The organism is Arthrobacter sp. ok909, assembly GCF_900104405.1.
GTDB classification, from domain to species: Bacteria; Actinomycetota; Actinomycetes; order Actinomycetales; family Micrococcaceae; genus Arthrobacter; species Arthrobacter humicola.
Window position 1 is genome coordinate 269,442 of sequence record NZ_FNJS01000001.1, and the last position, 23,576, is coordinate 293,017.

At 68.5% G+C, this 23,576-nt stretch carries 26 protein-coding genes; 9 read left to right on the forward strand and 17 right to left on the reverse strand.

The window, feature by feature from the left end:
• The 9 genes from BLR03_RS24665 to BLR03_RS01265 form a co-directional block, all read right to left on the reverse strand.
• Positions 1–1,121 (reverse strand): thiolase family protein (locus BLR03_RS24665; protein WP_217639730.1); only part of this gene is annotated, 1,121 nt, incomplete at its 3' end.
• A gap of 85 nt (positions 1,122–1,206) precedes the next feature.
• A complete protein-coding gene (gene pcaC, locus BLR03_RS01230; RefSeq protein WP_091248391.1) occupies positions 1,207–1,659 on the reverse strand; it encodes a 4-carboxymuconolactone decarboxylase in 453 nt (150 codons plus the stop codon).
• The gene (locus BLR03_RS01235) at positions 1,656–2,474 is read right to left on the reverse strand and encodes an alpha/beta fold hydrolase (RefSeq protein ID WP_091248394.1); all 819 of its coding nucleotides are present in this window, start codon (positions 2,472–2,474) and stop codon (positions 1,656–1,658) included. The genes pcaC and BLR03_RS01235 overlap by 4 nt, the downstream gene beginning before the upstream one ends.
• Entirely contained in the window at positions 2,467–4,014 is a 1,548-nt protein-coding gene (locus tag BLR03_RS01240) for a lyase family protein (protein WP_091248397.1), read from the reverse strand. Before BLR03_RS01240 ends, BLR03_RS01235 begins: the two co-directional genes overlap by 8 nt.
• Complete coding sequence (pcaG, locus tag BLR03_RS01245) at positions 4,011–4,586, reverse strand: protocatechuate 3,4-dioxygenase subunit alpha (RefSeq protein WP_091248400.1); 576 nt, start codon at positions 4,584–4,586, stop codon at positions 4,011–4,013. Before pcaG ends, BLR03_RS01240 begins: the two co-directional genes overlap by 4 nt.
• Positions 4,579–5,421 (reverse strand): protocatechuate 3,4-dioxygenase subunit beta, encoded by an 843-nt coding sequence (gene pcaH / locus BLR03_RS01250; RefSeq protein ID WP_254788117.1) that lies wholly within the window; start codon positions 5,419–5,421, stop codon positions 4,579–4,581. Before pcaH ends, pcaG begins: the two co-directional genes overlap by 8 nt.
• Before the next feature lie 96 nt (positions 5,422–5,517).
• Positions 5,518–7,512 carry a bifunctional sugar phosphate isomerase/epimerase/4-hydroxyphenylpyruvate dioxygenase family protein gene (locus BLR03_RS01255; protein ID WP_091248406.1) on the reverse strand — a complete coding sequence of 665 codons (1,995 nt, stop codon included), beginning with the start codon at positions 7,510–7,512 and terminating at the stop codon, positions 5,518–5,520.
• Positions 7,512–8,393: a shikimate dehydrogenase gene (locus BLR03_RS01260; protein ID WP_091248411.1), complete on the reverse strand. Its 882-nt coding sequence runs from the start codon at positions 8,391–8,393 to the stop codon at positions 7,512–7,514. Before BLR03_RS01260 ends, BLR03_RS01255 begins: the two co-directional genes overlap by 1 nt.
• A gap of 184 nt (positions 8,394–8,577) precedes the next feature.
• Positions 8,578–9,420 (reverse strand): IclR family transcriptional regulator, encoded by an 843-nt coding sequence (locus tag BLR03_RS01265; RefSeq protein ID WP_175460363.1) that lies wholly within the window; start codon positions 9,418–9,420, stop codon positions 8,578–8,580.
• A 225-nt stretch (positions 9,421–9,645) separates the two neighbouring features.
• Between BLR03_RS01265 and BLR03_RS01270 the strand changes: the two genes are divergently transcribed.
• Complete coding sequence (locus BLR03_RS01270) at positions 9,646–10,959, forward strand: MFS transporter (RefSeq protein WP_091248417.1); 1,314 nt, start codon at positions 9,646–9,648, stop codon at positions 10,957–10,959.
• A 287-nt stretch (positions 10,960–11,246) separates the two neighbouring features.
• Positions 11,247–11,483 (forward strand): hypothetical protein, encoded by a 237-nt coding sequence (locus BLR03_RS01275; RefSeq protein WP_091248419.1) that lies wholly within the window; start codon positions 11,247–11,249, stop codon positions 11,481–11,483.
• A 4-nt stretch (positions 11,484–11,487) separates the two neighbouring features.
• On the opposite strand, the gene BLR03_RS01280 is transcribed toward BLR03_RS01275, so the two are convergent.
• From BLR03_RS01280 to BLR03_RS01290, 3 genes are all read right to left on the reverse strand, one after another.
• Complete coding sequence (locus tag BLR03_RS01280) at positions 11,488–11,790, reverse strand: MoaD/ThiS family protein (protein ID WP_091248824.1); 303 nt, start codon at positions 11,788–11,790, stop codon at positions 11,488–11,490.
• Positions 11,791–11,844: 54 nt separating this feature from the next.
• The gene (locus tag BLR03_RS01285; RefSeq protein ID WP_091248422.1) at positions 11,845–12,969 is read right to left on the reverse strand and encodes a WD40/YVTN/BNR-like repeat-containing protein; all 1,125 of its coding nucleotides are present in this window, start codon (positions 12,967–12,969) and stop codon (positions 11,845–11,847) included.
• An 89-nt stretch (positions 12,970–13,058) separates the two neighbouring features.
• Positions 13,059–13,241, reverse strand: a complete 183-nt coding sequence (locus tag BLR03_RS01290; protein WP_091248826.1) for a hypothetical protein — start codon at positions 13,239–13,241, stop codon at positions 13,059–13,061.
• 149 nt (positions 13,242–13,390) lie between these two features.
• On the opposite strand from BLR03_RS01290, the gene BLR03_RS01295 reads away from it, so the two are divergent.
• The 4 genes from BLR03_RS01295 to BLR03_RS01310 all read left to right on the forward strand — a co-directional run bounded on the left by BLR03_RS01295 (position 13,391) and on the right by BLR03_RS01310 (position 17,132).
• On the forward strand, positions 13,391–13,885 hold the full coding sequence (locus BLR03_RS01295; RefSeq protein WP_091248424.1) for a universal stress protein: 495 nt from the start codon (positions 13,391–13,393) through the stop codon (positions 13,883–13,885).
• Between the two features lie 215 nt (positions 13,886–14,100).
• Positions 14,101–14,442, forward strand: coding sequence for a metal-sensitive transcriptional regulator (locus BLR03_RS01300; RefSeq protein ID WP_091248426.1), 342 nt, complete (start codon positions 14,101–14,103; stop codon positions 14,440–14,442).
• 67 nt (positions 14,443–14,509) lie between these two features.
• On the forward strand, positions 14,510–14,740 hold the full coding sequence (locus BLR03_RS01305) for a heavy-metal-associated domain-containing protein (protein ID WP_091248429.1): 231 nt from the start codon (positions 14,510–14,512) through the stop codon (positions 14,738–14,740).
• A 61-nt stretch (positions 14,741–14,801) separates the two neighbouring features.
• Entirely contained in the window at positions 14,802–17,132 is a 2,331-nt protein-coding gene (locus tag BLR03_RS01310; RefSeq protein WP_091248430.1) for a heavy metal translocating P-type ATPase, read from the forward strand.
• Positions 17,133–17,157: 25 nt separating this feature from the next.
• Here the strand turns inward: BLR03_RS01310 and BLR03_RS01315 are convergent, their stop codons facing one another.
• Positions 17,158–17,430 (reverse strand): DUF2277 domain-containing protein, encoded by a 273-nt coding sequence (locus tag BLR03_RS01315; RefSeq protein WP_091248432.1) that lies wholly within the window; start codon positions 17,428–17,430, stop codon positions 17,158–17,160.
• A gap of 88 nt (positions 17,431–17,518) precedes the next feature.
• On the reverse strand, positions 17,519–18,466 hold the full coding sequence (locus BLR03_RS01320) for an EamA family transporter (RefSeq protein ID WP_175460381.1): 948 nt from the start codon (positions 18,464–18,466) through the stop codon (positions 17,519–17,521).
• A gap of 227 nt (positions 18,467–18,693) precedes the next feature.
• Between BLR03_RS01320 and BLR03_RS01325 the strand changes: the two genes are divergently transcribed.
• A complete protein-coding gene (locus BLR03_RS01325; RefSeq protein WP_091248433.1) occupies positions 18,694–19,236 on the forward strand; it encodes a CGNR zinc finger domain-containing protein in 543 nt (180 codons plus the stop codon).
• 39 nt (positions 19,237–19,275) lie between these two features.
• On the opposite strand, the gene BLR03_RS01330 is transcribed toward BLR03_RS01325, so the two are convergent.
• From BLR03_RS01330 to BLR03_RS01340, 3 genes are all read right to left on the reverse strand, one after another.
• Positions 19,276–19,590 carry a hypothetical protein gene (locus tag BLR03_RS01330; protein ID WP_344365304.1) on the reverse strand — a complete coding sequence of 105 codons (315 nt, stop codon included), beginning with the start codon at positions 19,588–19,590 and terminating at the stop codon, positions 19,276–19,278.
• Positions 19,591–19,733: 143 nt separating this feature from the next.
• On the reverse strand, positions 19,734–20,327 hold the full coding sequence (locus BLR03_RS01335; RefSeq protein WP_175460364.1) for a hypothetical protein: 594 nt from the start codon (positions 20,325–20,327) through the stop codon (positions 19,734–19,736).
• A 99-nt stretch (positions 20,328–20,426) separates the two neighbouring features.
• On the reverse strand, positions 20,427–21,782 hold the full coding sequence (locus BLR03_RS01340; RefSeq protein WP_254788095.1) for an MATE family efflux transporter: 1,356 nt from the start codon (positions 21,780–21,782) through the stop codon (positions 20,427–20,429).
• Between the two features lie 198 nt (positions 21,783–21,980).
• Between BLR03_RS01340 and BLR03_RS01345 the strand changes: the two genes are divergently transcribed.
• Both BLR03_RS01345 and BLR03_RS01350 read left to right on the forward strand, forming a co-directional pair.
• Entirely contained in the window at positions 21,981–22,415 is a 435-nt protein-coding gene (locus BLR03_RS01345) for a DoxX family protein (protein WP_091248439.1), read from the forward strand.
• 181 nt (positions 22,416–22,596) lie between these two features.
• Positions 22,597–23,571 carry an acyl-CoA thioesterase gene (locus BLR03_RS01350; RefSeq protein ID WP_091248440.1) on the forward strand — a complete coding sequence of 325 codons (975 nt, stop codon included), beginning with the start codon at positions 22,597–22,599 and terminating at the stop codon, positions 23,569–23,571.
• Positions 23,572–23,576 lie beyond the last annotated feature (5 nt).

The following is a 23,576-nucleotide window of genomic DNA, read 5'->3' on the forward strand; positions in this document are numbered from 1 at the left end:
CCCCAGCGTTCCCCGGTGGCCTGCAGGGTGCGGGCCAGGGTGCCCAGGATCCGGCCGCCCGAGGCGCCCAGCGGGTGGCCCATCGCGATCGCGCCGCCGTGCCGGTTCACGATCGAGGCATCGATGCCCCAGGCGGTGATGCAGGCCAGGGACTGCGCGGCGAACGCCTCGTTCAGTTCCACGGCGCCGACCTGGTCCCAGCCGATCCCGGCCTTCGCGAGGGCCTTGTTCGCGGCCTCGACCGGGGCGTAGCCGAAGTACTGCGGGTCGTTCGCGTGCGCGCCGCGCCCGGCGATCCTAGCCAGCGGGTCCATCCCCAGGAGCCCGGCCGCGGCCTCGGATCCGAGCCACGCCGCGGAGGCGCCGTCCGAGAGCGGGGACGCGTTCCCGGCCGTCACGGTGCCGTTCTCGGCCCGGAACACCGTCTTGAGCCCGGCGAGCTTCTCCGCCGAGGACCCCGGACGGATCCCCTCGTCCCGGACCAGGTCCGTGCCCGGGACCGGGGCGACGAGGCTGTCATAGAAGCCCTCGTCCCACGCCGCCGCGGCAAGGTTGTGCGAGGCGGCGGAGAACTCGTCCTGCGCCGCCCGGGTGATCCCGTACTTCTCCGCCAGCCGTTCGGTGGCCTCGCCCAGGGAAATCGTCCACTCCGGGCGCATCGCCGGGTTCACCAGGCGCCAGCCCAGCGTGGTCGAGGCCAGGGTCAGGTCCCCGGCCGGGTAGGGCTTCTCCGTCTTCGGCAGCACCCACGGCGCCCGGGACATCGACTCCGCCCCGCCGACCAGCATCAGCTCCGCGTCACCAGTGGTGATCTGCCGGGACGCGATGATCGCCGCATCCAAAGAGGACCCGCACAAACGGTTGACCGTGGTCCCCGGGATCGAGACCGGCAGCCCGGCCAGCAGCGTCCCCATCCGGGCGACGTTGCGGTTCTCCTCGCCCGCGCCGTTCGCGTTGCCGAACACCACCTCATCGATCCGCTCCACATCGAGGCCCGGGGCACGCTTCACCGCTTCCCGGATCACGTGCGCGGCAAGATCATCCGGACGCACGGCCGCGAGCCCGCCGCCGAACTTCCCGAACGGCGTCCGCACGGCATCGTAAACAAAAGCCTGATTCATAACCATTCCTCTGATTCAGTCTGATAATCCCAACTAGGTCGCAGTTAATGTCGTTATGAGGGCTCATAACGACATCTGCTGCCAGCTAGTTGGGTGGGGTGGGGGTTTCGTCGAGCTCAGCAAAGACCTGCTGGGCGGTCTTGAAGGCGGTGTTGGCGGAGGGGACTCCGCAGTAGATGGCGGTCTGGAGCAGGATTTCCTTGATCTCATCCCGGCTCAGGCCGTTGGTGATGGCGGCGCGGATATGCATGGCCAGTTCTTCCCAGTGCCCGTGCGCCACCATGGCGGTGATGGTGACGGCGGAACGCATCGGCCGGCTGATCCCGGGCCGGGTCCAGATGCCGCCCCAGGCGATCCTGGTGATCATGTCCTGGAAGTCCTCGGTGAAGGCATCCTTGTTGGCGTTGGCACGGTCCACGTGCGCGGCGCCGAGGACTTCGCGGCGGACTTTCATGCCGCCGTCGTAGATTTCCTGGCTTGTCGCGCCGGGCTGGACTACGCCGTTTCGCTGGGGTCCGTCGAGCTCCGGGTCGCTCATTCGCCGGCTCCTTGGGTCTCGGTCCAGGTGATGAGGCTCTTGAGTAGTTCGGCAACGTGGGCAGGTGCCTCGAACGGGGCCAGGTGTGCCACGCCCTCCAGGCTGACGGCCGTGGCGGTGCCGCCGCCGGCGGTGATGCCCGCGGCCACTTCCTCGGCCATCGAGGGCGGAGCCACGGAGTCCAGGGCGCCGGCAATCACCTGGGTGGGGACTCGGATGGTGCCGAGCTGGTCCCGGACGTCAAAGCCCGCCAGGGCATCGCAGCAGAAGGCGTAGCTGAAGCGGTCGGCGTCACGGAGGGTGTGCAGGAGCCGGCCGCTGAGCTCCGGCTGGCGGTCCATGAACCCCGGGGCGAACCAGCGCTGAGCGGATCCCTGGATCATCACCGGGGTTCCCTGGGTGCGCACGGTCTCGGCCCGTTCCAGCCAGCCCTCGGGAGTGCCCAGCTTCGCGCCGGAGCACTGCACGGAGAGGCTCTTGAGCCGGTCGCCGTGCTTAATGCCCAGTTGCAGGCCGGTGGCCCCGCCGAGCGACACCCCGGCGTAGTGGAAGCGTGCGCCGGGGGCGATCGAATCGACCAGGCCGATCACGGCGTCGGCCAGTTCAGCGACAGTGAACGTCTCTTGCGCCGCGGGCGAGACGCCGTGGCCGGGCAGGTCCCAGGCGACGACGTCGACGTCGGACCCCAGCAGGGTGCCGGCCTGGCTCCACAGCAGCGAGGACGTCCCGAGCGAGGGCCCCACGATCAGGAGGGGCTTGTCGCCGAGCGCGCGCTGGGGCGAGAGCAGGACTGCTTTGACGGTAGGTCTAGCCACGGGGGGCTCCGTTCTGGAGTTGGTGGGCGGTGGCACGGTCATATTCCGGTGAGGCCGGGCCGGCGGCGTATTCCGGGTACGCCGCGAGGATGCGGCGGGTGATCTCAACGGCCTGGCCGAGGTAGTTGGCCGGGTCCAGGAGCTCCTCAAGCCGGCTGTGCGCGAGCAGTTCCTCAGGGACGGCCGCGCGGAGCAGTTTCCGGTAGGTGGCCGCCTGCTCCGAGGCCGGGGCCTGGAGGGTCTGGTCGACGACCTCCTGCAGGAGTTGCTTGCCGGCACGGCCCGGTCCCGTTCCAGTGCCGCGGGCGTCCAGGAGCGGCGCGACGGCGGAGTTGACGGCTTCGGAAAGAAGCAGCGGGCCGGCGAGGTCGAGGTTGCGTCGCATGGGACCGGGGAACACCTGCAGCCCTTCGGCCAGTTCGCGGAGCTGACCTGCGGCGCCCAGGGCCAGGCGCAGCAGCTGGCGCAGGGCCGCCCATTCGCTGTGCCAGGCTCCGTCGGGCCGTTCGTCATTGAAATTGGCGGCGGCAAGGTGCAGTTGGGCGGCCAGGGCTGGCGCCTGCAGGGCGGCGCTGCGGATCAGCACGGACAGCACCGGGTTCTGCTTCTGCGGCATGGCCGAGGACACGCCGCGGCCCGCGGCGCGCGGTTCGGCCAGCTCCCCCACTTCCGGCCGGCTCAGGAACAGGACGTCGGCAGCGATCTTTCCGGCGGCGTCCGTCACGGTGGCCAGGGCATCGCCGAGCGAGGTCACGGCAACACGGTTGGTGTGCCAGGGAGCCGGAACGGTGGCGAGTCCGAGGCGGGCGGCCAGCCGGTCGGAGAGATCGAAGGGTGACAGGGGTCCGGCGGTCTGCCGGGTGCCGGACGTTCGTGCACCGCCGGACGTCAGTACAGTGCCGGCGGCCAGGGTCCCGGCGGCGCCGCCGGTCTGGACCGGCAGTTCGAGGGCTTCGAGCCGGCGGCCGGCGGCGGCCAGCCCGGCAAACCACTGCGCGGCCCGGAGTCCGAAGCTGAAGGGCAGCGAGTGCTGGGTCAGGCTGCGGCCCACGCAGAGAGTCCGGGCATGGGCTTCGGCCAGGCCGGCGAGGGCCGACGTCGCCGCCGTGAGTTCGGTGCGCAGCTCGCGCACGGCCCCGGCGGCGAGCACCATCAGGGCCGAGTCGAGGACGTCCTGGCTGGTCAGCGACGTGTGGACGGCCCGTACCGCGCCAAGGCCGGCGCCGTCTAGGGCCCTGACCTGTTCACGGAGGTCGGCGAGCAGCGGGATGACCGGGTTTCCGCCGCCCTGAGCGCGCACGGCGATGTCTGCGACGTCGTAGCGCTGCACCTGCGCGGCGGTGGCCACCACCGCTGCGGACCCGGCCGGAGCAAGGCCCGCCTCATCCAGGACCGCCGCCCAGGCCGCCTCGACCTCCAGGATGGCGGCGAGCACTGCACGGTCCCCGGTCAGCGCAGCCACCAGGGGCGACGCCGACACGGGGTTCAGCAGGCCAAAGTCGCCGTGCAGGCCCGTGCCGCCGGTCTCGAAGGAGGTCACTTCGAGGCACCCTCGACGTCGCTGAAATCCAGGAACACGGTCTCGCCGTCGCCTTGGAGGCGGATGTCCCAGGTCAGGCCGCCGTCGGGATCCCGGCGGGCGATCAGGGTCTCGCGGCGGTCCGGCTCCAGGGAGGACAGCAGCGGATCCTTGGCCAGGGCCTCCTCGTTCTCCGGCAGGTAGATCCGGGTGAACAGGCGGTTCATGAGGCCGCGGGCGAAGACCGCAACAGCGATGAACGGCGCCGCGCCCTCTTCGGTGGGTCCCGGATTCACGGTCGTGAACGTGAAGACGCCGGTGTTGCCCACCGCGCTGCGGCCGAACCCGGTGAAGGTATAGCCGTCGCGGACCAGAGAGCCCGTGTGGTGCGGAACCCTGCCGTCCGCGTCGGCCTGCCAGATTTCCAGGATGGCGTCCGGGATCGGGTGGCCGGCGCCGTCATAGACAGTGCCCTGGAGCCGGATGGAGCCCGGGGACCCGGGGGCGAGCAGCTCGCGGTCCTTGGCGTAGGGCAGGGCGTAGCCGTAGAACGGGCCCACGGTCTGGCCCGGTGTCGGGGTGAGTTTACTCATGGTCATCTCCCTCTGCTCCCAGGGCTTCGTTCTCGGTCCAGGTCCGTTTGGGCCCGGTCAGGACAATGTCCCAGTTGTATGCCAGAGCCCATTCAGGCCTGGTCTGCTCGTGGTTGTAGGTGGCCACGAGCCGGTCGCGGGCGTCCTGGTCCACGATCGACTGGTAGATCGGGTCCAGCGGGAAGAGCTGGTCACCGGGGAAGTACATCTGGGTGACGATCCGCTGGGTGAACTCCTGCCCGAACAGGGAGAAGTGGATGTGGGCCGGTCGCCAGGCGTTGAGGTGATTCTTCCAGGGGTAGGCGCCGGGCTTGATGGTGGTGAAGCTGTAGGAGCCGTCGGCGCCCGTGATGCAGCGTCCGACGCCGGTGAAGTTGGGGTCCAGCGGTGCCGGGTGCTGGTCCCGTTTGTGGATGTAGCGTCCGGCGGAGTTCGCCTGCCAGATCTCCACGAGCTGGCCGGCGACGGGACGGCCGTCGCCGTCGAGCACGCGGCCGGAGACCACGATGCGTTCGCCCAGCGGTTCACCGTTGTGCTGGATGGTCAGGTCCGCCTCCAGCGCGTGCACGTCCATGTGCCCGAACGCCGGAGAGTAGAGCTCGATGGTTTCCGGGTCCGCGTGGTGCAGGTCCTTGGTGGGGTGGCGCAGGACGCTGCTGCGGTAGGGCGCGTAGTCGAGCCGCGGCTGGGTTTCGGCCGGGGCGCCGTTCTTGAGGGCCAGCGCGTAGGCCTCGCCGATCGCCTTCATCTCGGCGCTGAGGTCCGCCTGGGACTCTGCGGCGGCATCGAGAGGCGCGTACGTCTTTGGTGCGGCCTCCGTGGCTTCGTCGGACACGTCTTCGGTGATCGGGTCGGCGTTGAAGATCTCGAGGTTCAATTCTTCAGGCACAGCAGCCTCCTTTCATGGGTGTGATTGTTGTTCGGGTGGGGATCAGGAACTGCGGGTCAGCTGGTGCAGGTGGTCGTACTGGACGGCGTGCCGCACGGGTGCGTTCGGAGCGCCGTAGCCGTCGTAGGCGCCGCGGCGTTCCACCATTTCGAAAAACACGCTGCCTACCGTGGCCGTGTAGAAATGCAGGAATTCGCCGTCGGCATCACGGTCATAGAGCAGGTTGAACTCGCGGAGCGTGGCCAGGAAGTCCGGGTCTAGGGCGAACCGGGCGTCGAGGTCCTCGTAGTAGTTCGCCGGAATCTGCAGGAAGTCCAGGCCGCGGTCCCGGGCGGCACGGGCCGTGGCCACGAGGTCAGTCACCGCGAAGGCCACGTGCTCCTGGTAGGTGCGGCGGTGGCCGGTCCCTGACTCGCCGGGCTCTTTTGTTCCGGCGGCCTCCTGCTGCAGCAACGGTGCCAGGTTCAGCACCAGGCGGACGCCCCGGTCCTCGGTGAGCATCACCTGGGAGCGGACCAGCCCGGTGGGGCTCGCCACCTCGGCATACGGCTGCGGTTCCAGCGCGAGGGCGCTCGTGTAGAAGAGCACGGCCTCGTCGAAGTGCTGCCACGGCTGGGCCAGGTTCACGTGGTCGATCACGGTACCGGCCGCGGAACCCGCGGCGGGAGCGGTGCCGCCGGCTGTAACAACGGGAGGCAGTCCGTCGCCGGGTTCGTGAGGCTCCCCGAATTCGCCGACCCAGGCCGCCGTGCCGTCCGGGCTGCCCTGGCAGAGGAAGATCTCGGTGGAGTCCGGCGCTGCGAAGCCCTGGAAGACTTCCTCGTTGGCCTGGCTCTTGCGCGGCACCGCGGGGGCCTTGAGCTGCTGGGCGCGGGCGGCGGCGATGACGGGAGAGTCGACGTCGAACCCCACGGCCGAAATAGCAGTGGAAATGGCAGCGGGGGCGGACGCCTGCTGACCGGCGGGGGGTTCTTCGTTGATGATCAAGCGGGCGCGGCCCATGGTCCACAATTGCACGTTCTTGGTGCGATGGCGCCCGTTGAACGCGAATCCCAGCTGGCCGAGCAGCGTTTCCAGGCCGGCGGTGTCCCCGGCCCGGACTTCGGCGAAGTTGAAGCCGGCGGGCTCGGCCACCCGGGGAAGCGTGGCAAGCTCCATCGGGTAGCGGCGCCGGGCCGCAGTGCCGGCCGCACCGCTTTCAGCCGCGGCCGGGTTGGCCTCGAGCCATCGGGCGCTCTGCTCTTCGAGCCAGATCAGCGACCGCATGGCATCGACGGCCGTGCGTTCGACGTCGGACTGGCGGAAGACGTCGTTGAACACTTCCAGAGATACCGGTCCGGTGTAGCCGGCGCGGACCACGTGGCCCATGAACTTGGCGAGGTCGAACTGGCCCTCGCCCGGGAACACCCGGTAGTGCCGGCTCCATGACAGCACGTCCATCGTCAGCTTGGGGGCATCGGCCACCTGGACGAAGAAGATTTTCGCCGGGTTGAAGGCCTCAATCGGCGCGGTGTCCCAGCCGCGGGAGAGGATGTGGAAGGAGTCCAGGCAGGTGCCCAGGTGGGGGTGGTCCACCATGTCAACCAGTCGGTGGGCGTGCTCGTAGTCGCTGACGTATTTGCCCCAGGCCAGGGCCTCGTAGGCGACCTTGACGCCGTGTTCGCCCGCGAGGTCCGCGAGCCGGGAGAGCTGGGTGGCCCGGAGTTCGTCGTCGTCGATCGTGGCCGTGCCCACGTTGGAGCACAGCAGCATGGTGTCCATGCCCAGCCGGGACATGAGCCGGAACTTGGCGTCCGCGCGGCGCAGATTGGCGGCGAGCAGATCCTCGGGAACGCTGTCAAAGTCGCGGAACGGCTGGTAGAGGTCCAGCGTGAGTCCGAGGTCGGCGGCCAGCTTCCGGACATCCTCCGGGCTCAGCGATGACGTGACGAGGTCCTGTTCGAAGATTTCAATGCCGTCAAAGCCGGCAACCGCACAGGCCCGCATTTTTTCCCGCAGGGTGCCGGAGAGGCAGACGGTCGCGATTCCGGTGCGCATCAGGCTGCCACCTCTTCCGCGGCCACGAGTTCCAGGAAGTGGGAGCGCATGCGGTCCGCGTCAGGCTCACGCCCGGTGAAGATCCGGAACGCGTCCGCGGCCTGCCCCACGGCCATCCGGCCGCCGTCAAGGACCTCGCAGCCCTTGGCCCGGGCCGCACGGACGAGCTCGGTTTCGATCGGCCGGTACACGATGTCGGCCACCCAGTGCCGGGACTCCACGAGGGACATGTCCAGCGGGACGCCCGGATGCGCGGCCATGCCGACCGGGGTGCAGTGCACCAGGCCGTCGGCCCGGGGCATGAGCTGCGGCAGCTCCGCCGTCGTGCGGGCCGTGACCGTCCGGTCCGGGAAGAATCCGCCGAGTTCTGCAGCCCGGGCGGCGCAGCGCGCCGCATCCGTGTCCACGAGGTCCAGTTCCCGGACACCCGCCGTGAGCAGGGCGTAGGCGACGGCGGATCCGGCGCCGCCGGCCCCCAGCTGGACCACGCGGTCCAGGGCGGCCCCGGGAAGACCGGAGGCAAGTGCCGCCGCGAAGCCGGAAAAGTCGGTGTTATGCCCGATGAAGCGGCCGTCCCGGATGACGACGGTGTTGACGGCGCCGAGTCGCCGGGCGTCGGCGGAGACCTCGTCAAGGTAGTCGAGCACGAGCTGCTTGCAGGGGTGGGTGATGTTCAATCCGTTGAAACCGAGGCTCCGGGCACCGGACAGCAGATCCCCCACGGCCTGACCGGGCAGGCCAAGTTCGATCAGGTCGATGGGGCGGTAGAGGTACCGGAGGCCCTGAACGTCGCCTTCGCGTTCGTGCATGTAGGGCGTGAGCGAGGGCATGACGCCGTCTCCCACGAGGCCCACGAGGAAGGACTCTGCTCGATTGCTCATCCGGTTAGCTCCTTTGACAACGGCACTCGGCGGGCCGTGGCGCTTGAGGCGTCCGCGGCGGGCCGGGTGATAGGGATTACACTACAGACTTTGTTCACATGTTGCACTCTTGTTCGAATGACGAACATATTGTTACGACGGCGCCTGCCATCCCGGGGCACCCCAGGGCGGCGGGCGGAGCACGTCACCGCTGGGGCAGCCGGGCCGACAGCTCAGCTGCGGCCGACTGGAGCAGGGGCACGCAGGCCACCAGGTCCTCCATGCTGAGCCGGAACACCGGCACGGCCGTGGCGAGGGAGGCAAACGCGTGACCCTGGGCGTTGAACACCGGAACCGCGACGGCGCGCATGCCGGCCTCGTTTTCCTCGTCCATCGTGGCGTAGCCACGGCGGCGGACCAGTTCAATCTCCGCCCGGAACGCGTCGCGATCGGTAATGGAATGCTCCGTCAGCGGATCGAGGGGCAGTTCATCGAGAAGCTGGGCGCGGGTGGCGTCATCGGCGAACGCCACCAGCGCCTTACCCACCGAGGTGGTGTGCAGCGCCCCCAGATGGCCGGGATCGCTTGTGACGCGGAAAGTCCGCGGGCCGTCCACCTTGTTCACCGTCAGATGGTGGATGCCGTCACGCACGGAAAGAATGGTGGCCTCGCCCGTTTCCTCGGTCACCCGGCGCAGGATGGGAAGTGCCGTGCCGGCGAAGCCGTGATGATTGGAAACCCGCTGGCCCAGCTGGAAGACGCGCAGGCCCAGGTGGTAACGGCGCCCGTCGGGCTCGTAGTCCACGAAGCCGTCCCGCGTCAGCGAGCCGAGCAGGCGGTACGTGGTGCTGAACGGCAGATCGGCCCGGCGGGAGATCTCCGCGGCGCTGGCGCCGCGCGGCTCGTCACCCAGGAGGACCAGCAGGCCCAGGGCTTTCCCCACCATGTCGGTTCGAGAGTCCTCCTTGGCGGCCTTGGCAGGCTTCACAAGGGCTCCCCCAGGGACGGCGGGGGCGGCGGACTCGTCTGTGGCTTGATTCACACTCATACAAAGATGTTCCCACATAGTGAGAGCTATTTCTAGATGGTGATTATTTTTCTTGACAAGTGACTGTGCTCACAGTCATGATTGCTACATCGCACAAGTAGCTTCCACCATGTGGCTACTAGTCCGGGTCTTTCCACGGACCTCCGGCTGCACCAAACTTAAGCAAGCGGCAGTCGAGACATTCCTGATCCATCCGCGACAACGTCGTCACACCAAAGGAACACCATGAGCCAGACTCTCCCGTCCGCGACGGGCACCACCACGGGAGGGACGCCGAAGAAGGCGGCCCTTGCCAGCTTCCTGGGCAGCGCCGTCGAGTACTACGACTTCTTCATCTTCGGTTCGGCAGCGGCACTGATCTTCCCGCATGTTTTCTTCCCTGATGCCGACACCAACGCGGCGATCATGTCATTCGCTACCTTCGGCTTCGCCTACATTGCCCGCCCGATCGGCGCAGTCGTCCTCGGCCACTTCGGCGACAGGATCGGCCGCCGGAAGGTCCTCATGTTCACGCTGCTGCTGATGGGCGCCTCCACCTTTGCCATCGGCTGCCTGCCGGACTTCAAGACGGTGGGCTGGTGGGCTCCTGTCCTGCTGGTGCTGGCGCGTCTTTGCCAGGGCTTTTCCGCGGCCGGCGAGCAGGCCGGCGCGTCATCAATGACGCTGGAGCACGCCCCGGACAACCGCCGCTCCTTCTTCACCTCCTGGACGCTCACGGGCACCCAGGGCGGCCAGATCCTCGCGGCCCTCGTCTTCATCCCGGTCCTCGCCCTGCCCGATGAGATCAAGTACAGCATCGGCTGGCGCATCCCGTTCTGGCTTAGCGCCGTGGTGGTGCTGGTCGCGTTCTTCATCCGCCGCACCCTGCACGAACCGCCGGCATTCGAGGAAGCCCGGAAGACCGCGCAGATCTCCAAGCTCCCGGTGGCCGACCTCCTCAAGAGCCACTGGCGCGATGTCCTCCGCGTGATCGCCTGTGCCTTTATCGCCGCCGTGTCCACCGTATTCGGGACCCTGGCCATCAGCTACGCCAAGAACGTCGCCGGCGTGGACGGCACCACCACCCTCTGGCTCGTCGTCGGCGCCAACTTCATGGCCCTGGGCACCCAGCCGCTCTTCGGCATGCTCGCCGACAAGATCGGGCGGAAGCCGGTCTTCATCTACGGCGCACTGTCCAGCGCAGCCCTGACCCCGGTCTTCCTGCTGAGCCTCGAGTCCGGCAGCGTCCCGCTGATGTTCCTCACGGCAATCGCGTTCTTCTCCTTCGGCTACGCTGCGGCCAACGCGGTCTGGCCCTCCTTCTACGCCGAGATGTTCAGCACCAACGTCCGCTTCTCCGGCCTCGCAATCGGCACACAGCTGGGCTTCCTCATGGCGGGTTTCGCCCCGGCGATCGTGGCGGCCATGGGCGGCATCCAGCCCGGCGGCTGGGTCCAGATCAGCATTTTCACCGCAGTCATCTGCCTGATCGCCACCATCGCGGCCCTGACGGCCAAGGAAACCTTCAAGGTGCCCACCAAGCAGCTCGGCGTCAAGTAGCCCGCCCGCGGCGCTCCTGACCGGGCACCGCACTCAACCGGAAGTTCCGCACCTACGACGGCGGCCCGTCCCTTCGGGGGCGGGCCGCCGTTGTGCGTGCAAGCGGTCAAAGACGTGCGCAGGCGGCCATCGGAGCAAGAATCGGACCGGAGCCGGGGCAGGAAATCGGGCCGCCGCCGAAAACTAACCGTCCCCTTACCGTGCTGAAACGCGGACGCAACATTGCCGCAGGACACTGGAAGGGCCGGCAAGAGCAGGCACCAACTCCAGTCCAGGAGGCCCCCGCCATGTTGAAGGAAGCGAAAACCCATGTAACCCGTATCCGTGCCCTCGACCAGCTGCACCGCGGCGACGAGATCGAGGCCCGTTTGCGCGTCGGCCCGAACTACGACGACGTCGTGATCCGCCGCGGCCGCGTCCAGGAGACGGCGCCCGGAATCGGCGTCGTTTGGATCATGGACCGCCATTCCGGCATGCGGAAGGCCATCAACGCGGACGAATGCACCGTCTGGCGGGTCGCCTGAGGCGTCAGCCTCCCGCCACGGACTGGATGATCAGGACTTCCTGGCCCGGTGCCACCGTCGTCACCAAGCCCTGCAGCCGCCGGATCTCATTCCCGTTGACGTATATATTCACGTAACGGCGAACGGTGCCGGTTTCATCCCGCAACCGCCGCGACAGCGCCGGATAATCCCCGGTCACCGTATCCAGCACCCACTCCACCGTCACCGCTTCCTCCGCGGGCGCAGTCAGGATGGACTGCCCGCCGGCCAGCGGTTGGAGGACGCTCGGCAGGACCACACTGATCGCGGAATCCGCCGGCACGGGCATGCCGTTAGCCACGACGCCGTTCATGCGCTTCCAGCCCTTCACGGCTGCAATGGTTCACAGCTGCATCGGGAGCAGGGCAGCGGAGACCGTAGCAGCCCGCACGCACAGCACGTCCGGCAGGTGCGAGGCCACTTCGCTGAAGTGCTCCCCCTCGTCGGCACTGGCATAGACGCTGCCGCCCCGCGTTCCGAAGTAGACGCCGGCGGGCTCAGCCTCGTCGACGCACGCAGCATCGCGCAGCACGGCGTTGTACTCGGGGTCCGGCAGACCGGAGTCGAGCCGCTTCCAGCTGGCACCGGCGTCGTCCGTCCGGTGCACCGCCAGCTTGCCGTCAGGCGGAATCCGCTCGCCGTCGGCCTTCAGCGGGATCACCCAGGCCGTACCGGCCCGGCGCGGGTGCGTCAGCATCACAAAGCCGAAGTCCGCCGGGAGCCCTTCGGCGATCGATTCCCACGATTCGGCGTCGTCGTCGCTGCGGTACACGCCGTGGTGGTTCTGCGCATACAGGCGGCCGTCGACGGCGGCGTCCGCCGCGATCTTGTGGACGCACTGGCCGAATTCCGGGTTGGGGTCCGGCATGAAGTAGGCGGAGATCCCCCTGTTGCGGGGTTCCCAGGAAGCTCCGCCGTCGAGCGAGCGGTAGACCCCGCCTGTGCTCATGGCGACGTGGACTTTCTCACCCGTGGGGTCAACGACGATCGAGTGGGCCGCGGCGCCGCCATAGCCGGCACCCCATTCGCTGCGGTGCGGATGGTCCCAGAGGCCGCGGTTGAGCTCGAAGTGCTCGCCGCCGTCGGTCGATTTCCAGACGGATATCGGCTCGCACCCTGCCCAGACGACGCCGGGCCGGGACTCGGCATCGGGGTGGATCTGCCAGATCCGTTCCAAGGCCGCGTCCGTCCCGTCGGGGAACGTGATGGCGCCGTTTTCTGGCTCCTCCCACGTCCCGCCCAGATCATCCGAGTGAAAGACGGTGGGACCCCAGTGCTCGGAGCGGACCCCCACCAGGATCCGGGTCCGCCCGCCGCGGCTGTCGATGCCGATGCTGGGCACTTCACTCATCAGAAAATGCGGCCCGGACAGGGACCATTCCCGCCGGTCCGGGCTGGTCGCCAGCCACAGACCCTTCTTGGTGCCGATCGCCAGGACATAACTCTCTGCAGTAGCCATGCCCCCCATGCAACCACCCGCGCCGGAAGGCCGCAACGATTTTTTTTGCGATGCCGCCGTGGTCCCGCGACGGTGCGCCGGCGTGCCGGGCCGCGCCGTCAGTCGACGAACTCCGACTGCGTCTCGATAAAGTCCCAGTCCGCGTCCGTCAATGACCCGGCGCCGCCAGCGTCGAAGATCCCCCGCTTTACGGTCTCGGGCAGCTCGATGGTCCGGAGGTTTTCCCGGAGCCATTCCTTACTCGCCAAATCCAGATCCAGCCACCACATGTAGATCTCCACGGCAGCCACCTCCTCCTGTGTTCTTCAACCGTAGGCCCCGCCACCGGGGTGTACAAGGGATACGCCGGGACCGGCGCCACAACGGGTCCGGCGGCGGGACCGGGAAGTAAGTCCCTGTTCAGGGCGACACCGCCGGGCAAGAATGAAGTATGTCTGCCGAGTCCGCCGAGTCCGCCGCCGGGCCCTCGCCCGTCGTGGTGGCCGTGCTTCCGGGACAGCATCCCGAGGTGCTGCAGACCGCCGGCGCGCTTGCCAAGCGCCTCGCCGTGCCTCTGGTCTGCGCGTATGTGGACGAGGCCAGCTACCTCGTGGAGTGGGACCCGGAGCGGTCCGCGCACCGGCTGTCGCTGCACCCGGACACGGACAACGACGAGATCCGGGCGACAACCCAGGAGCTGCGCTCCGTCATTGAGGCACGCTGCGGAGGCCTGGCCATCGACTGGACCCTGCGCACCCTGGCGGGCGACCCGGCCCGGGCGCTCGGCAGGCTGGCCACTGAGACGAACGCGCTCATGATCGTGGTGGGGACCCCGGAACCCGGACTCGGTCACCGCATTTCCGCGGCGCTCAACGGCTCCGTGGCGGCATGGCTCAGCCACCACCAGGAGCATCCAATTCTGATCGTTCCGGCGGCAGGAAAATAAAGCGAAAGTAGTTATTCGGGGTGCTGGCGCTATCCCACTACCGCCAAGTAAGCTCGATATGTAGGCCGGATGAACCGCCTACCCAATAGCTGCTCCGGAGTGCGTATCCCCCAATAACGCACTCCGGAGCTCTTTAATTTCCGCCATGCGCCGAATTCACCGCCTGGCCGCCCCGGTCGCTTGAAACATACCCCTAGGGGGTATATGTTGAGGGCATGAGCGAGTCCGAAGTTCCCGTCACCGCCCCCCTGGCGCCCCACGAGCAGCGCGGCTACACCTCCAATAAGGAGGCCTACCTGCGCCGGCTCAAGCGGATCGAAGGCCAGGTGCGAGGCATCGCCCGAATGGTTGACGAGGACAAATACTGCATCGACATCCTCACCCAGGTTGCCGCCGTCACCAAGGCCCTGCACGCCGTGAGCCTGGGGCTCGTGGAAGAGCATATCGGCCACTGCGTCGTCGGCGCCGCCTCGGAGCCGGATCCGGAACTACGGGCCGAAGCCATCGATTTCAAAGTCAAGGAGGCCGCCGACGCCATCGGCCGCCTCCTGCGCTAGGAACTGCACCACCCACCCCACCACCGGGCCGGGGGACCATCCCCCGCCCAGCGACAAGGAGCACGCCATGGGCACCGTTTCCACCACCGTCAACGTTTCCGGAATGACCTGCGGCCACTGCGTGTCCTCCGTCAGCGAAGAACTTGAGGCGCTCTCAGGGGTCGAAAAGGTCGACGTCGACCTCAAGGCCGGCGGCATTTCCGCCGTCACGATCACCTCCAGCGAAGCATTGTCGTTTGCCGAGATCGGCGAGGCGGTCGCTGAAGCGGGCTACCTCGTGGTCGCCACCGAAGCCTGAGCGCCCTCGCGGGCCGGCGGACGGCCCAGAACGGACCGAGCGATGAGAACAGAAGGGCGCCGTGCGTAACGAGCAGCTGCTGCACCAATCCGGAAGCCGTGTCATTGACCTCGATATCGAAGGCATGACGTGCGCCTCCTGCGTCAACCGGATCGAACGCAAACTCGGAAAGCTCGACGGCGTCGAAGCCTCCGTCAATTTGCCCCTTGAGACCGCCCACGTCACCGTCCCGGCGGCCATCACAGACGAACAAATCACCGCCACCGTCGCCGCAGCAGGCTACAAGGCCACGATCCGGCCCCCCAAGCACCCGACTGACGTGAGTGGCCCCGTCGAAAGCCCCAAGCTCGGCCCGCGGCTCGTCGGAGCAGCCGTCCTCACCGTCCCGGTGTTCCTCATTTCGATGTTCCCGGCCGTCCACTTCGCCAACTGGGGCTGGGCAGCAGCCATCCTCGCCCTGCCCGTGGTTACCTGGGCGGCGTGGCCATTCCACCGGGCGGCCGCCGTCAACGCCCGGCACCTCTCCTCCACGATGGACACGCTCGTCTCCATTGGCGTGACAGCGGCCTACGTCTTCTCAGCCTGGCAGCTCTTCGCTGACCCGCTAATGACCGCCCACCCGGGGATGGACGGAACGGGGATGGACTCCGGCGGACTCTACTTCGAGGTTGCCTCGGTCGTCACCACCTTCCTGTTGCTGGGCCGGTATCTGGAGGCCAATGCCAAGCAAAAAGCCGGAAACGCCCTCAAGGCACTGCTGAATCTGGGTGCCAAGGATGCCACGGTGCTCCGCGACGGCCAGGAGCAGCAGATTCCCGCCGATCGGCTGGGAGTAGGCGACCTCATTGTGGTCCGCCCCGGCGAGAAGATCGCGACTGACGGCATCGTCGTCGAGGGGTCCTCCGCGGTCGACGCGTCGCTGGTCACGGGTGAATCGGTGCCGGTGGAAGTCGGCCCGGACAGCGCGGTCACGGGCGCCACAATCAACACCTCCGGCCGGCTGTTGGTCCGCGCCACGCGCGTCGGCGCCGAAACCACCTTGGCCCAGATGGGCCGGTTGGTCTCCGAGGCGCAGACCGGCAAGGCGCAGATCGCGCGCCTCGCGGACCGGATCAGCGCCGTCTTCGTGCCCGTGGTCCTGGCCATCGCCGTGGTGACGTTTGGCGCCTGGCTGCTCGCGGCGGGCCCGGAGATCAGCGAGGCCGAAATCCGGGCAGCGTTTACGGCGGCCGTCGCCGTGCTGGTCATTGCCTGCCCCTGCGCCCTGGGCCTGGCCACCCCGGTGGGGTTGCTCACCGGAACCGGCCGGGGCGCCCAGCTGGGCATCCTGATCAGGGGCCCCCAGGTCCTCGAGGACACCCGGACCGTTGACACCATCCTGCTGGACAAGACCGGCACCGTGACCACCGGCCACCTCGCTGTCGACGGCACGGAGGCCTTCGGAGCGTTCACCCCTGCTGAGGTGCTGCGTCTGGCCGGAGCCCTGGAGGCCGCGTCTGAACACCCGATCGCCCGCGCCATCGCTGCCGCGGCACGGGACGCGGCACTGGTTCCGGCACCTGTTACGTCACCGGACGCCGCGGCTGGGGCGCTGGGTTCAGGGATCCCCGAGGTCGCGAACGACGGCGCCGCCCTGGCCGCCGTCGCCGGTTTCCGCTCCGCGCCCGGCGGCGGGGTCCAGGGCACCGTGGAGGGCCGGCTCCTGACGGCAGGCCGTACGGGCTGGCTGGAGCAGAATGGCATCGCGCCCGCCGCCGCGCAGCTGGAGGCCCTCAGCACCGCCGAGGCCTCGGGCGCCACAGCGATCTGGCTCGCCGTGGACGGGGAGCCCGCGGGCATCATCAGCCTGCGGGATACGCTCAAGCCGGGCTCTGCTGCCGCGATCTCGCGGCTGCGCGGGCTGGGTCTCCGGCCGATCCTCCTGACCGGGGACAACGCCGCCGTGGCCGCGCAGGTGGCAGCCGCCGTCGGCATTGCTCCGGAGGATGTGTTCGCAGGGGTGCTGCCGGAGGGCAAGGTCGAGGCGGTGCGGAAGCTGCAGTCCGACGGCGCCACGGTCGCCATGGCCGGTGACGGCGTCAATGACGCCGCGGCGCTGGCCCAGTCGGATCTGGGCATCGCGATGGGCTCCGGCACCGATGTTGCAATCGAGGCCGCCGACCTGACGGTCATGGGCAACGATCTGGGGCAGGTCGCCCAGGCCATCGAGCTCTCCCGCCGGACCCTGGCGACCATCAAAACGAACCTCTTCTGGGCCTTTTTCTACAACGCCATCGGCATTCCCATTGCGGCCCTGGGACTCCTGAATCCAATGATCGCAGGGGGCGCCATGGCCGCGAGTTCCGTGCTGGTGGTGGCCAATTCGCTGCGGCTGCGCGGCTTCGGCAGGTAGGCCGGCTTTCGCCCGGGCCCTTCCCTCAGGCCGCGCCAAAGCGGGCGGCAGCCTTGGCTTTCGCCTTGGCAGCTTCCTCCCCGCGGTCCATTGCCGGTGCGTGGGTCACGAGGGAGTCGAGCAGGTGCTGGGTGGCGTGGGCAATCTCGTGCACAGCCCGGTTGAAGGCCTCTTCGTTCGCCTTGGACGGTCTGGTGCTGCCACTGATCTTGCGCACGTACTGCAGCGCGGCGGCTTCCACCTCGGCGGTGGTCGCGTGGGGTTCAAAATTATGGAGGGTCCGGATATTTCGGCACATAGCTCCATGCTAGGTGTCCCGGGGCCCGGGAACGAGGGCACCCGCTGCACGGTGCCGGACCCTCATTGGGAACGAGGGCCGAACGCGCCTACGGGACGGGTTCGACGTCGTTTGCGTGGTCCAACGGGGCCGGCAGCGGGGCGGCGCGCAGTTCGTCCAGCCGGACCAGAACCACACCGCCGACGATCAGGAGACCGCCGAGCAGCTGAATGGTGCCGGGCAGTTCGCCGAGCAACAGCCAAGCCCAGATGACGGCGAAGAGGACTTCGGTCAGCGACACGAAGGACGCCACCTTGGATCCGAGGGCCCGCGCGGCGACAATTCCGGAAACGTACGCCAGGACCGTGGCCAGGACCACGAGGCCGCCGAGGGCGACCCACCAAGGGGTGATCCAAGGTCCCAGCCGCGTGTCGGCCGTGCCGAACGACATCGGCACCAGACCGGTGGCGGCCGCGAGCCACATCACGACGGCTCCGACCATCAGGCCGCCTGAGGCCAGGACAATCGGCGGGAGGGTGTCGTTTTCCTTGGCCGTGATGAAGAAGTAGATCGCGAGGCAGACCGCGGCCGCTATTCCCCACAGCACGCCGATCAGGTCGATCTTCACGGCACCCGTCAGGTCCAGGACCAGGACCAGTCCGCCCAGCGACAGCAGGGTGCCGGCGATGGTCAGCGGGCGGGGACGCTTCCGGCTCGCGGCCCACAGCCACAGCACGATGATGACGGGCGCGAGGTACTCCAGCAGGAGGGCGACGCCCACCGACAGCCGGGCCACCGCGTTGAAATAGAACAGCTGGCAGGCGGCGACCCCAATGACGCCGAAAAGCAGTATGGTCAGCCAGTTGTCCTTGAGTTGGTGCCAGCGGCCGCGCAGCGCCGGGATGGCGGGAACCGCGAGGATCAGCGCGGCGCCGGTGAGGCGGCCCGTAACGGCGGCCCCGGGCGTCCAGCCCGTTTCGAGGAGGGCCTTCGCGAACGATCCGGAGACGCCAAAGACCGCGGAGGAGAACAACGCGATGCCCAGGCCCGAGGCCATGAAGCTGGACGCGACACCGGCCCGCCTGGTGCCGGCCGTGGCGCCCCGCGCCGTGCCCGTTGTCGCCCCCATTGCGCTGCCGGCCGATTCCGAGGCAGGCCGCAGGGCGGCAAGGTCTTCGACCGGGGCGGCGACGGTGCGGCGGGGGGCAGACACGGCATTCTCCTGTCAGGAGTAAAGTGGGGTTATGGTCATGACATTACGCCCCCGCAAGGTAAGGAGTCAAGATGGTCTTTGCCCCTGACACAGAAGTTGCCCTGCGTTCCGTGGTCAACCTCATCAACACCGCCGCGAACGGCCAGGAACATCTGGCCACGGTCAAGGATCTGGACGGTTTCCTGGCGGCTGAGGGCTTCACCGGTTCCCGAACCCGGGACCAGGCCGAGCTGGAAAGCATACGGCGGCTCCGCGGCGAACTCGCCGAGCTCTGGGTGGCGGAGGAGGCCGCTGCCGCGGAGACCGTGAACCGGCTGCTCCGCGAGGCCCGGGCACTCCCCCAGCTGGTCAAGCACCATCCGTGGGACTGGCACTTGCACGCCACCACGCCCGAGGCCCCGCTGGCCGACCGCATGAGCACGGAGGCGGCCATGGCGATCGTGGACGTGATCCGCAGCAAGGAAATGGACCGCCTGCTGGTGTGCGCGGCGGAAGACTGCGACGCCGTGGTGCTCGATCTGAGCCGCAACCGCTCGAAGCGCTACTGCGACACGGGAAACTGCGCCAACCGCGCGCATGTGGCCGCATACCGGGCCCGCAAGGCGGTGTCCTGACGTGCGGGGTCCCGGTGTTGGGTGGTTAGGCCTGCGGCGTCAGGCGTGCGGTCCGTTGTCGCCGGAATCGGCCGAATCGACGGGGCCACCAGTTTCGGGCCCGGGCTGCACAGACGGGCCGCCGTGGCCGGAAGGGGACCGCTTGGAGCTGAGGTTGACGCCGGAGCCCTTCCCCAGGTGCTCGGCGTTGTCCTTGTAGCTCATCGAGAGCATGGCGGCCACCACGAGGATCACAATGAAGGCGATCCCGGCGCCGATGAAGGCCAGGTCAAAGCGGGGCGAACGGGCGCTGCCGCCCGAGGCGAAGATCAGGACGCCGAAGAACACCACGACGGCCCAGAACGCGGAGAACATGAGCGTTCCCTTGACCGAGGTCCGCACGTTGCGGGACGCTCCGGATTTCTGCTGTGCCAAGGTGTTTTCCTCCTGCAGCCTGCGCGGGAAGCGTGGCTGTCTTGTTACCGCAATTGTTCTACGCCGGGTAGAACCTGTCGGTACTAGTTTACGGCCTCCGCGGAATCGCCCCGAGCATCGTGCCGCAGGGTCAGCCCGGACAACATCCACAGCACGCCGCTGATGATGGCCCCGCCGCCGGCCACGCCGAGGAGCGCGTGCGCGCCAAGGCCGATGAAGAACGGCAGCGCGATCGCCGTGCCCAGCCCGATCACGCCGGAGGCGATCCAGTCCCGGGCCAGTACGGACCTGCCGCGGCCCGGAACGCCCGCGAGCAGCTCCGCAACACCGGCAACTCCGAGACCGATTGCGGCGATCGTTCCGAAGACGAGGGAGCCGGGGATCATGGCCACGGCTGCACCGGCCCCGGCCAGAACGGCCCCGCCGGCGGAGAGGATCCTGCCCGCACGTTCCCGCGGACGGTACCCGGACTTCGTCACGGTCCAGATCAGCACCACGCCGGTGGCCAGCAGGTACAGGCCGCCGGCCCAGCCCATGCCCGCCTCGGATGGCGCGGCCCAGAACACGGTCACCGCGCCAAACACGAGCGCAACGGCAGCCCTGACCAGCACGGGCTTCCAGAGGTCGGCCGCGGCGCGGATGGCAGGGGTCGCGTCAGGCGCTGCGGGAAGAGTCACCCGTCCAGTTTAGTGCGAAGCCGGCACTGCGCGCGCCGGGAGCGGGAAGCCAGCCGGCGGAGGTCCGGCAGAGTCCGGCGGCCCCCGGCCGGGTCCGGCTCACCGCGCGCCCAGGACCACCCAGCGGTCCGTCCGCGCCCGGAGGCCCAGCGTCAGCGCCCGCGCCGCCATGTAGCCCAGGGAGAAGGCGGCCCAGAGCCACAGCAGCCCCGCGCCGCCGCCGGCGCCGGAGTGCCACACGGCCAGCAGCAGGGGAAGATAGGCCGCGAGATTCACGACGCCGGCGATCGCAAGATAGCGGGCGTCGCCCGCTCCAATGAGGACGCCGTCGAGGACGAAGACGTAGCCGGCGATCGGCTGGCCCGCGGCGAGGACCCACAGGGCGAGCGTAAGCGCCGCCCGGACCTCGGCGTCGGACGTGAAGAGGGCGCCCGCCCACGGCGCGGCCGCCGCGAGGAGGATCCCGGTCAGGGCACCGAAACCGAGTCCCCACCGCGTCATGGTGCGGGTCAGCGCCCGGACGGCGCCGGGCCGGGCCGCCCCGAGTTCCTTGCCGATCAGGGCCTGGGCCGCGATCGCCAGGGCGTCCAGGGCGAAGGCGAAGAACGTGAAGATGGTCATTGCCAGCTGGTGCGCGGCAAGATTGACGGGACCCTGGGCCGTCACCACCACTACCGTGGCAAGAATCGCGATGCGCAGGCTGAGCGTGCGCAGCATGAGCCACGAGCCGACCTTGGTCAGGGCCCGGATCCCGCGCCAGTCCGGCAGCAGGGACACCCCGTGGTTGCGGGCGTTGCGCCGGACGATCAGCACGTACACGGCCGCCATGGCCCATTGCGCGATGCTCGTGCCCACGGCGGAACCGGTCACGGACCAGCCCAGCCCGTAGACGAGGAACAGGTTTAGCACGATGTTCAGCGTGAATCCGGCAGCGGCGACGGCCAAAGGGGTCCGGGTGTCCTGAAGCCCGCGCAGCACGCCGGTGCCCGCGAAGATGAGCAGCATCGCCACCAGGCCCGGCATGGACCCACGCAAGTAGTCCATGGCATACCCATGCACCTCGCCGCGGGCACCCATCAGGTCCAGGAGGGGCCCGGCGGCCAGGAACCCGGCGATCGCCAGGACGATGCCCAGCAGAAGCGCCAGCCAGATGCCGTCCCGTCCGGCAGCGAGGGCCTTTGCGAGCTGGCCGTTGCCGATGGCCCGCGCGACCGCCGGCGTCGTGGAGTACGCGAGGAACACCATGAGACCCACGGCCGTGTGGAGGACCGCCGATGCGAGCCCGACGCCGGCCAGTTCGGCCACTCCGAGGTGACCCACGATTGCCGAATCCGCGAGCAGGAACAGCGGTTCGGCAATAAGGGCGCCGAAGGCCGGCACCGCCAGGCGGAGGATTTCCCGACGGTGCCCCGCGGACGGCGGCAGGGTCTTGGGCAGGGAAGGGGAGGCAGGCACGGCTTAACCCTAGCGGGGTGAATGCGACGTCGCCCGGCGTCATTTAGTTGACATTTCAACTAAACTGGGGAACCCTTAAAGTTGAAAGTACAACTTCTTCGCCGCTTCGGTCCGTTCCGCAGTTTGGGGATTCCACTTTTTTGGGACCCTATCGTTTCGCGCCGGCCGAAGCGGCGGTCCACTCGAGAAAAGGCCCCCATGAACCAGCCCGCACTGACCACCTCCGCCCGGACCATCCTGCGCGTTATTACGGGATTCCTGTTCGCGGCCCACGGCTGGCAGAAATTCAACGAATTCACCATCGCCGGCACCCAGGCTGCCTTCACCCAGATGGGCGTCCCGGCGGCCCAAGCGGTGGCCCCCGTCGTCGCGACCCTCGAGCTCGTCGGCGGCGTCGCACTGATCCTGGGCGTGCTCACCCGCGTGTTCGCCGCCCTCCTCGCACTAGACATGCTCGGCGCCCTCTTCCTGGTCCACGCCTCCGCCGGCGTCTTCGTTGCCACCGGCGGCTACGAGCTGGTGCTGATCCTGGCGGCCGCCGCCCTGGCCGTGGCCCTCGTTGGCGCCGGCACGGTCTCTGTGGACAAGGCGCTCTTTGGCCGTAGCGGATCCAGGCTCCGCGTCCTCGCCTGAGGCGTTTTTCCCGGCACCTTCCAGCGCTCCCGGCGGGCGGTCACCTCGCGGTGGCCGCCCGCCGTCGCATGTCATCGGCTTCGCATGCCAGCGGGTTCGCATGTCGCGGCTTATGGCGTCCCGGACAGCGATTGTGTCGCCGGCCCACGGCTCCCGGCCGGCCCTTCAGTAAACTCACAGCATGAGCGAGAACGCGCCCAATTCCGTGACCCTGCGCTTCCTGGCGGCCCCCACCGACGTCGGCCACAGCGGCTCGGTCGACGCCGGCACCGTGCTGGAATGGGTGGACAAGGCGGCCTACGCGGCCGCCGTCGGCTGGTCAAAGTCCTATTGCGTGACGGCCTACGTGGGAAACATCCACTTCGCAGATCCGGTCAACAGCGGTGACATGGTGGAGGTCGAGGCAACGATCGTCTACACCGGGCGGTCCTCGATGCACATCCGCACCGTGGTGTCCTCGAGCGATCCCAAGGGCGGACCCGCCACCATGCGCAGTCAGTGCATCGTGATCTTCGTGGCCGTGGGCGCAGACGGCAAGCCCATACCGGTGCCGCAGTTTGAACCCGCGACGCCGGCAGAAATCGAGCAGCGGGACGACGCGCTGGCCCGGATCAAGGTCCGTGAAGAAATCGTCCAAGCCATGAGCGAGCAGGAATATACCGATGCCGGCACGGCCGAACGCGTGGTGCTGAGGTTCATGGCGGCGCCCACGGACGTGAACTGGGGCGGCAAGGTCCACGGCGGGATCGTTATGAAGTGGATCGATGAGGCCGCGTACGTCTGCGCCTCCCGGTACTGCGGAAAGGATACCGTGGCCGTGTTCTCCGGCGGGGTGCGGTTCTACCGTCCGTTGCTGATCGGCCACGTGGTGGAAGTGGAGGCCCGGCTGGTGTACACCGGCACGAAAGGCATGCATATCGCCGTGCACGTCCGTTCGGGAGACCCCAAGGGACGCGAGCTGAACCTCACCACATACTGCCTGACGGTCATGGTGGCCCGCGACGAGACGGGAACTTCGGTCCCGATCCCGCAGTGGGTTCCGGTCTCCGAGGAAGACAAGCGGCTGCACGCCCATGCCCGCGAACTGCTGGAAATCCGCGGCCGGGCCCCAGGGAACCGGCTGCCCAACCATCTGCTCGCGGCAGGCGGCAGCTAGGTCCG

Excerpts from the sequence above, each read along its gene's own strand:
- BLR03_RS01325 (WP_091248433.1), top strand. The coding sequence starts at position 18,694 with ATGGTCTTTGCCCCTGACACAGAAGTTGCCCTGCGTTCCGTGGTCAAC.
- BLR03_RS01315 (WP_091248432.1), bottom strand. The coding sequence starts at position 17,430 with ATGTGCCGAAATATCCGGACCCTCCATAATTTTGAACCCCACGCGACC.
- BLR03_RS01300 (WP_091248426.1), top strand. The coding sequence starts at position 14,101 with ATGAGCGAGTCCGAAGTTCCCGTCACCGCCCCCCTGGCGCCCCACGAG.
- BLR03_RS01280 (WP_091248824.1), bottom strand. The coding sequence starts at position 11,790 with ATGCCCGTGCCGGCGGATTCCGCGATCAGTGTGGTCCTGCCGAGCGTC.
- BLR03_RS01275 (WP_091248419.1), top strand. The coding sequence starts at position 11,247 with ATGTTGAAGGAAGCGAAAACCCATGTAACCCGTATCCGTGCCCTCGAC.
- BLR03_RS01350 (WP_091248440.1), top strand. The coding sequence starts at position 22,597 with ATGAGCGAGAACGCGCCCAATTCCGTGACCCTGCGCTTCCTGGCGGCC.
- BLR03_RS01305 (WP_091248429.1), top strand. The coding sequence starts at position 14,510 with ATGGGCACCGTTTCCACCACCGTCAACGTTTCCGGAATGACCTGCGGC.
- pcaG (WP_091248400.1), bottom strand. The coding sequence starts at position 4,586 with ATGAGTAAACTCACCCCGACACCGGGCCAGACCGTGGGCCCGTTCTAC.
- BLR03_RS01265 (WP_175460363.1), bottom strand. The coding sequence starts at position 9,420 with ATGAGTGTGAATCAAGCCACAGACGAGTCCGCCGCCCCCGCCGTCCCT.
- BLR03_RS01270 (WP_091248417.1), top strand. The coding sequence starts at position 9,646 with ATGAGCCAGACTCTCCCGTCCGCGACGGGCACCACCACGGGAGGGACG.
- BLR03_RS01295 (WP_091248424.1), top strand. The coding sequence starts at position 13,391 with ATGTCTGCCGAGTCCGCCGAGTCCGCCGCCGGGCCCTCGCCCGTCGTG.
- BLR03_RS01260 (WP_091248411.1), bottom strand. The coding sequence starts at position 8,393 with ATGAGCAATCGAGCAGAGTCCTTCCTCGTGGGCCTCGTGGGAGACGGC.
- BLR03_RS01285 (WP_091248422.1), bottom strand. The coding sequence starts at position 12,969 with ATGGGGGGCATGGCTACTGCAGAGAGTTATGTCCTGGCGATCGGCACC.
- pcaC (WP_091248391.1), bottom strand. The coding sequence starts at position 1,659 with ATGAGCGACCCGGAGCTCGACGGACCCCAGCGAAACGGCGTAGTCCAG.
- BLR03_RS01255 (WP_091248406.1), bottom strand. The coding sequence starts at position 7,512 with ATGCGCACCGGAATCGCGACCGTCTGCCTCTCCGGCACCCTGCGGGAA.
- BLR03_RS01330 (WP_344365304.1), bottom strand. The coding sequence starts at position 19,590 with ATGTTCTCCGCGTTCTGGGCCGTCGTGGTGTTCTTCGGCGTCCTGATC.
- BLR03_RS01320 (WP_175460381.1), bottom strand. The coding sequence starts at position 18,466 with ATGGCCTCGGGCCTGGGCATCGCGTTGTTCTCCTCCGCGGTCTTTGGC.
- BLR03_RS01345 (WP_091248439.1), top strand. The coding sequence starts at position 21,981 with ATGAACCAGCCCGCACTGACCACCTCCGCCCGGACCATCCTGCGCGTT.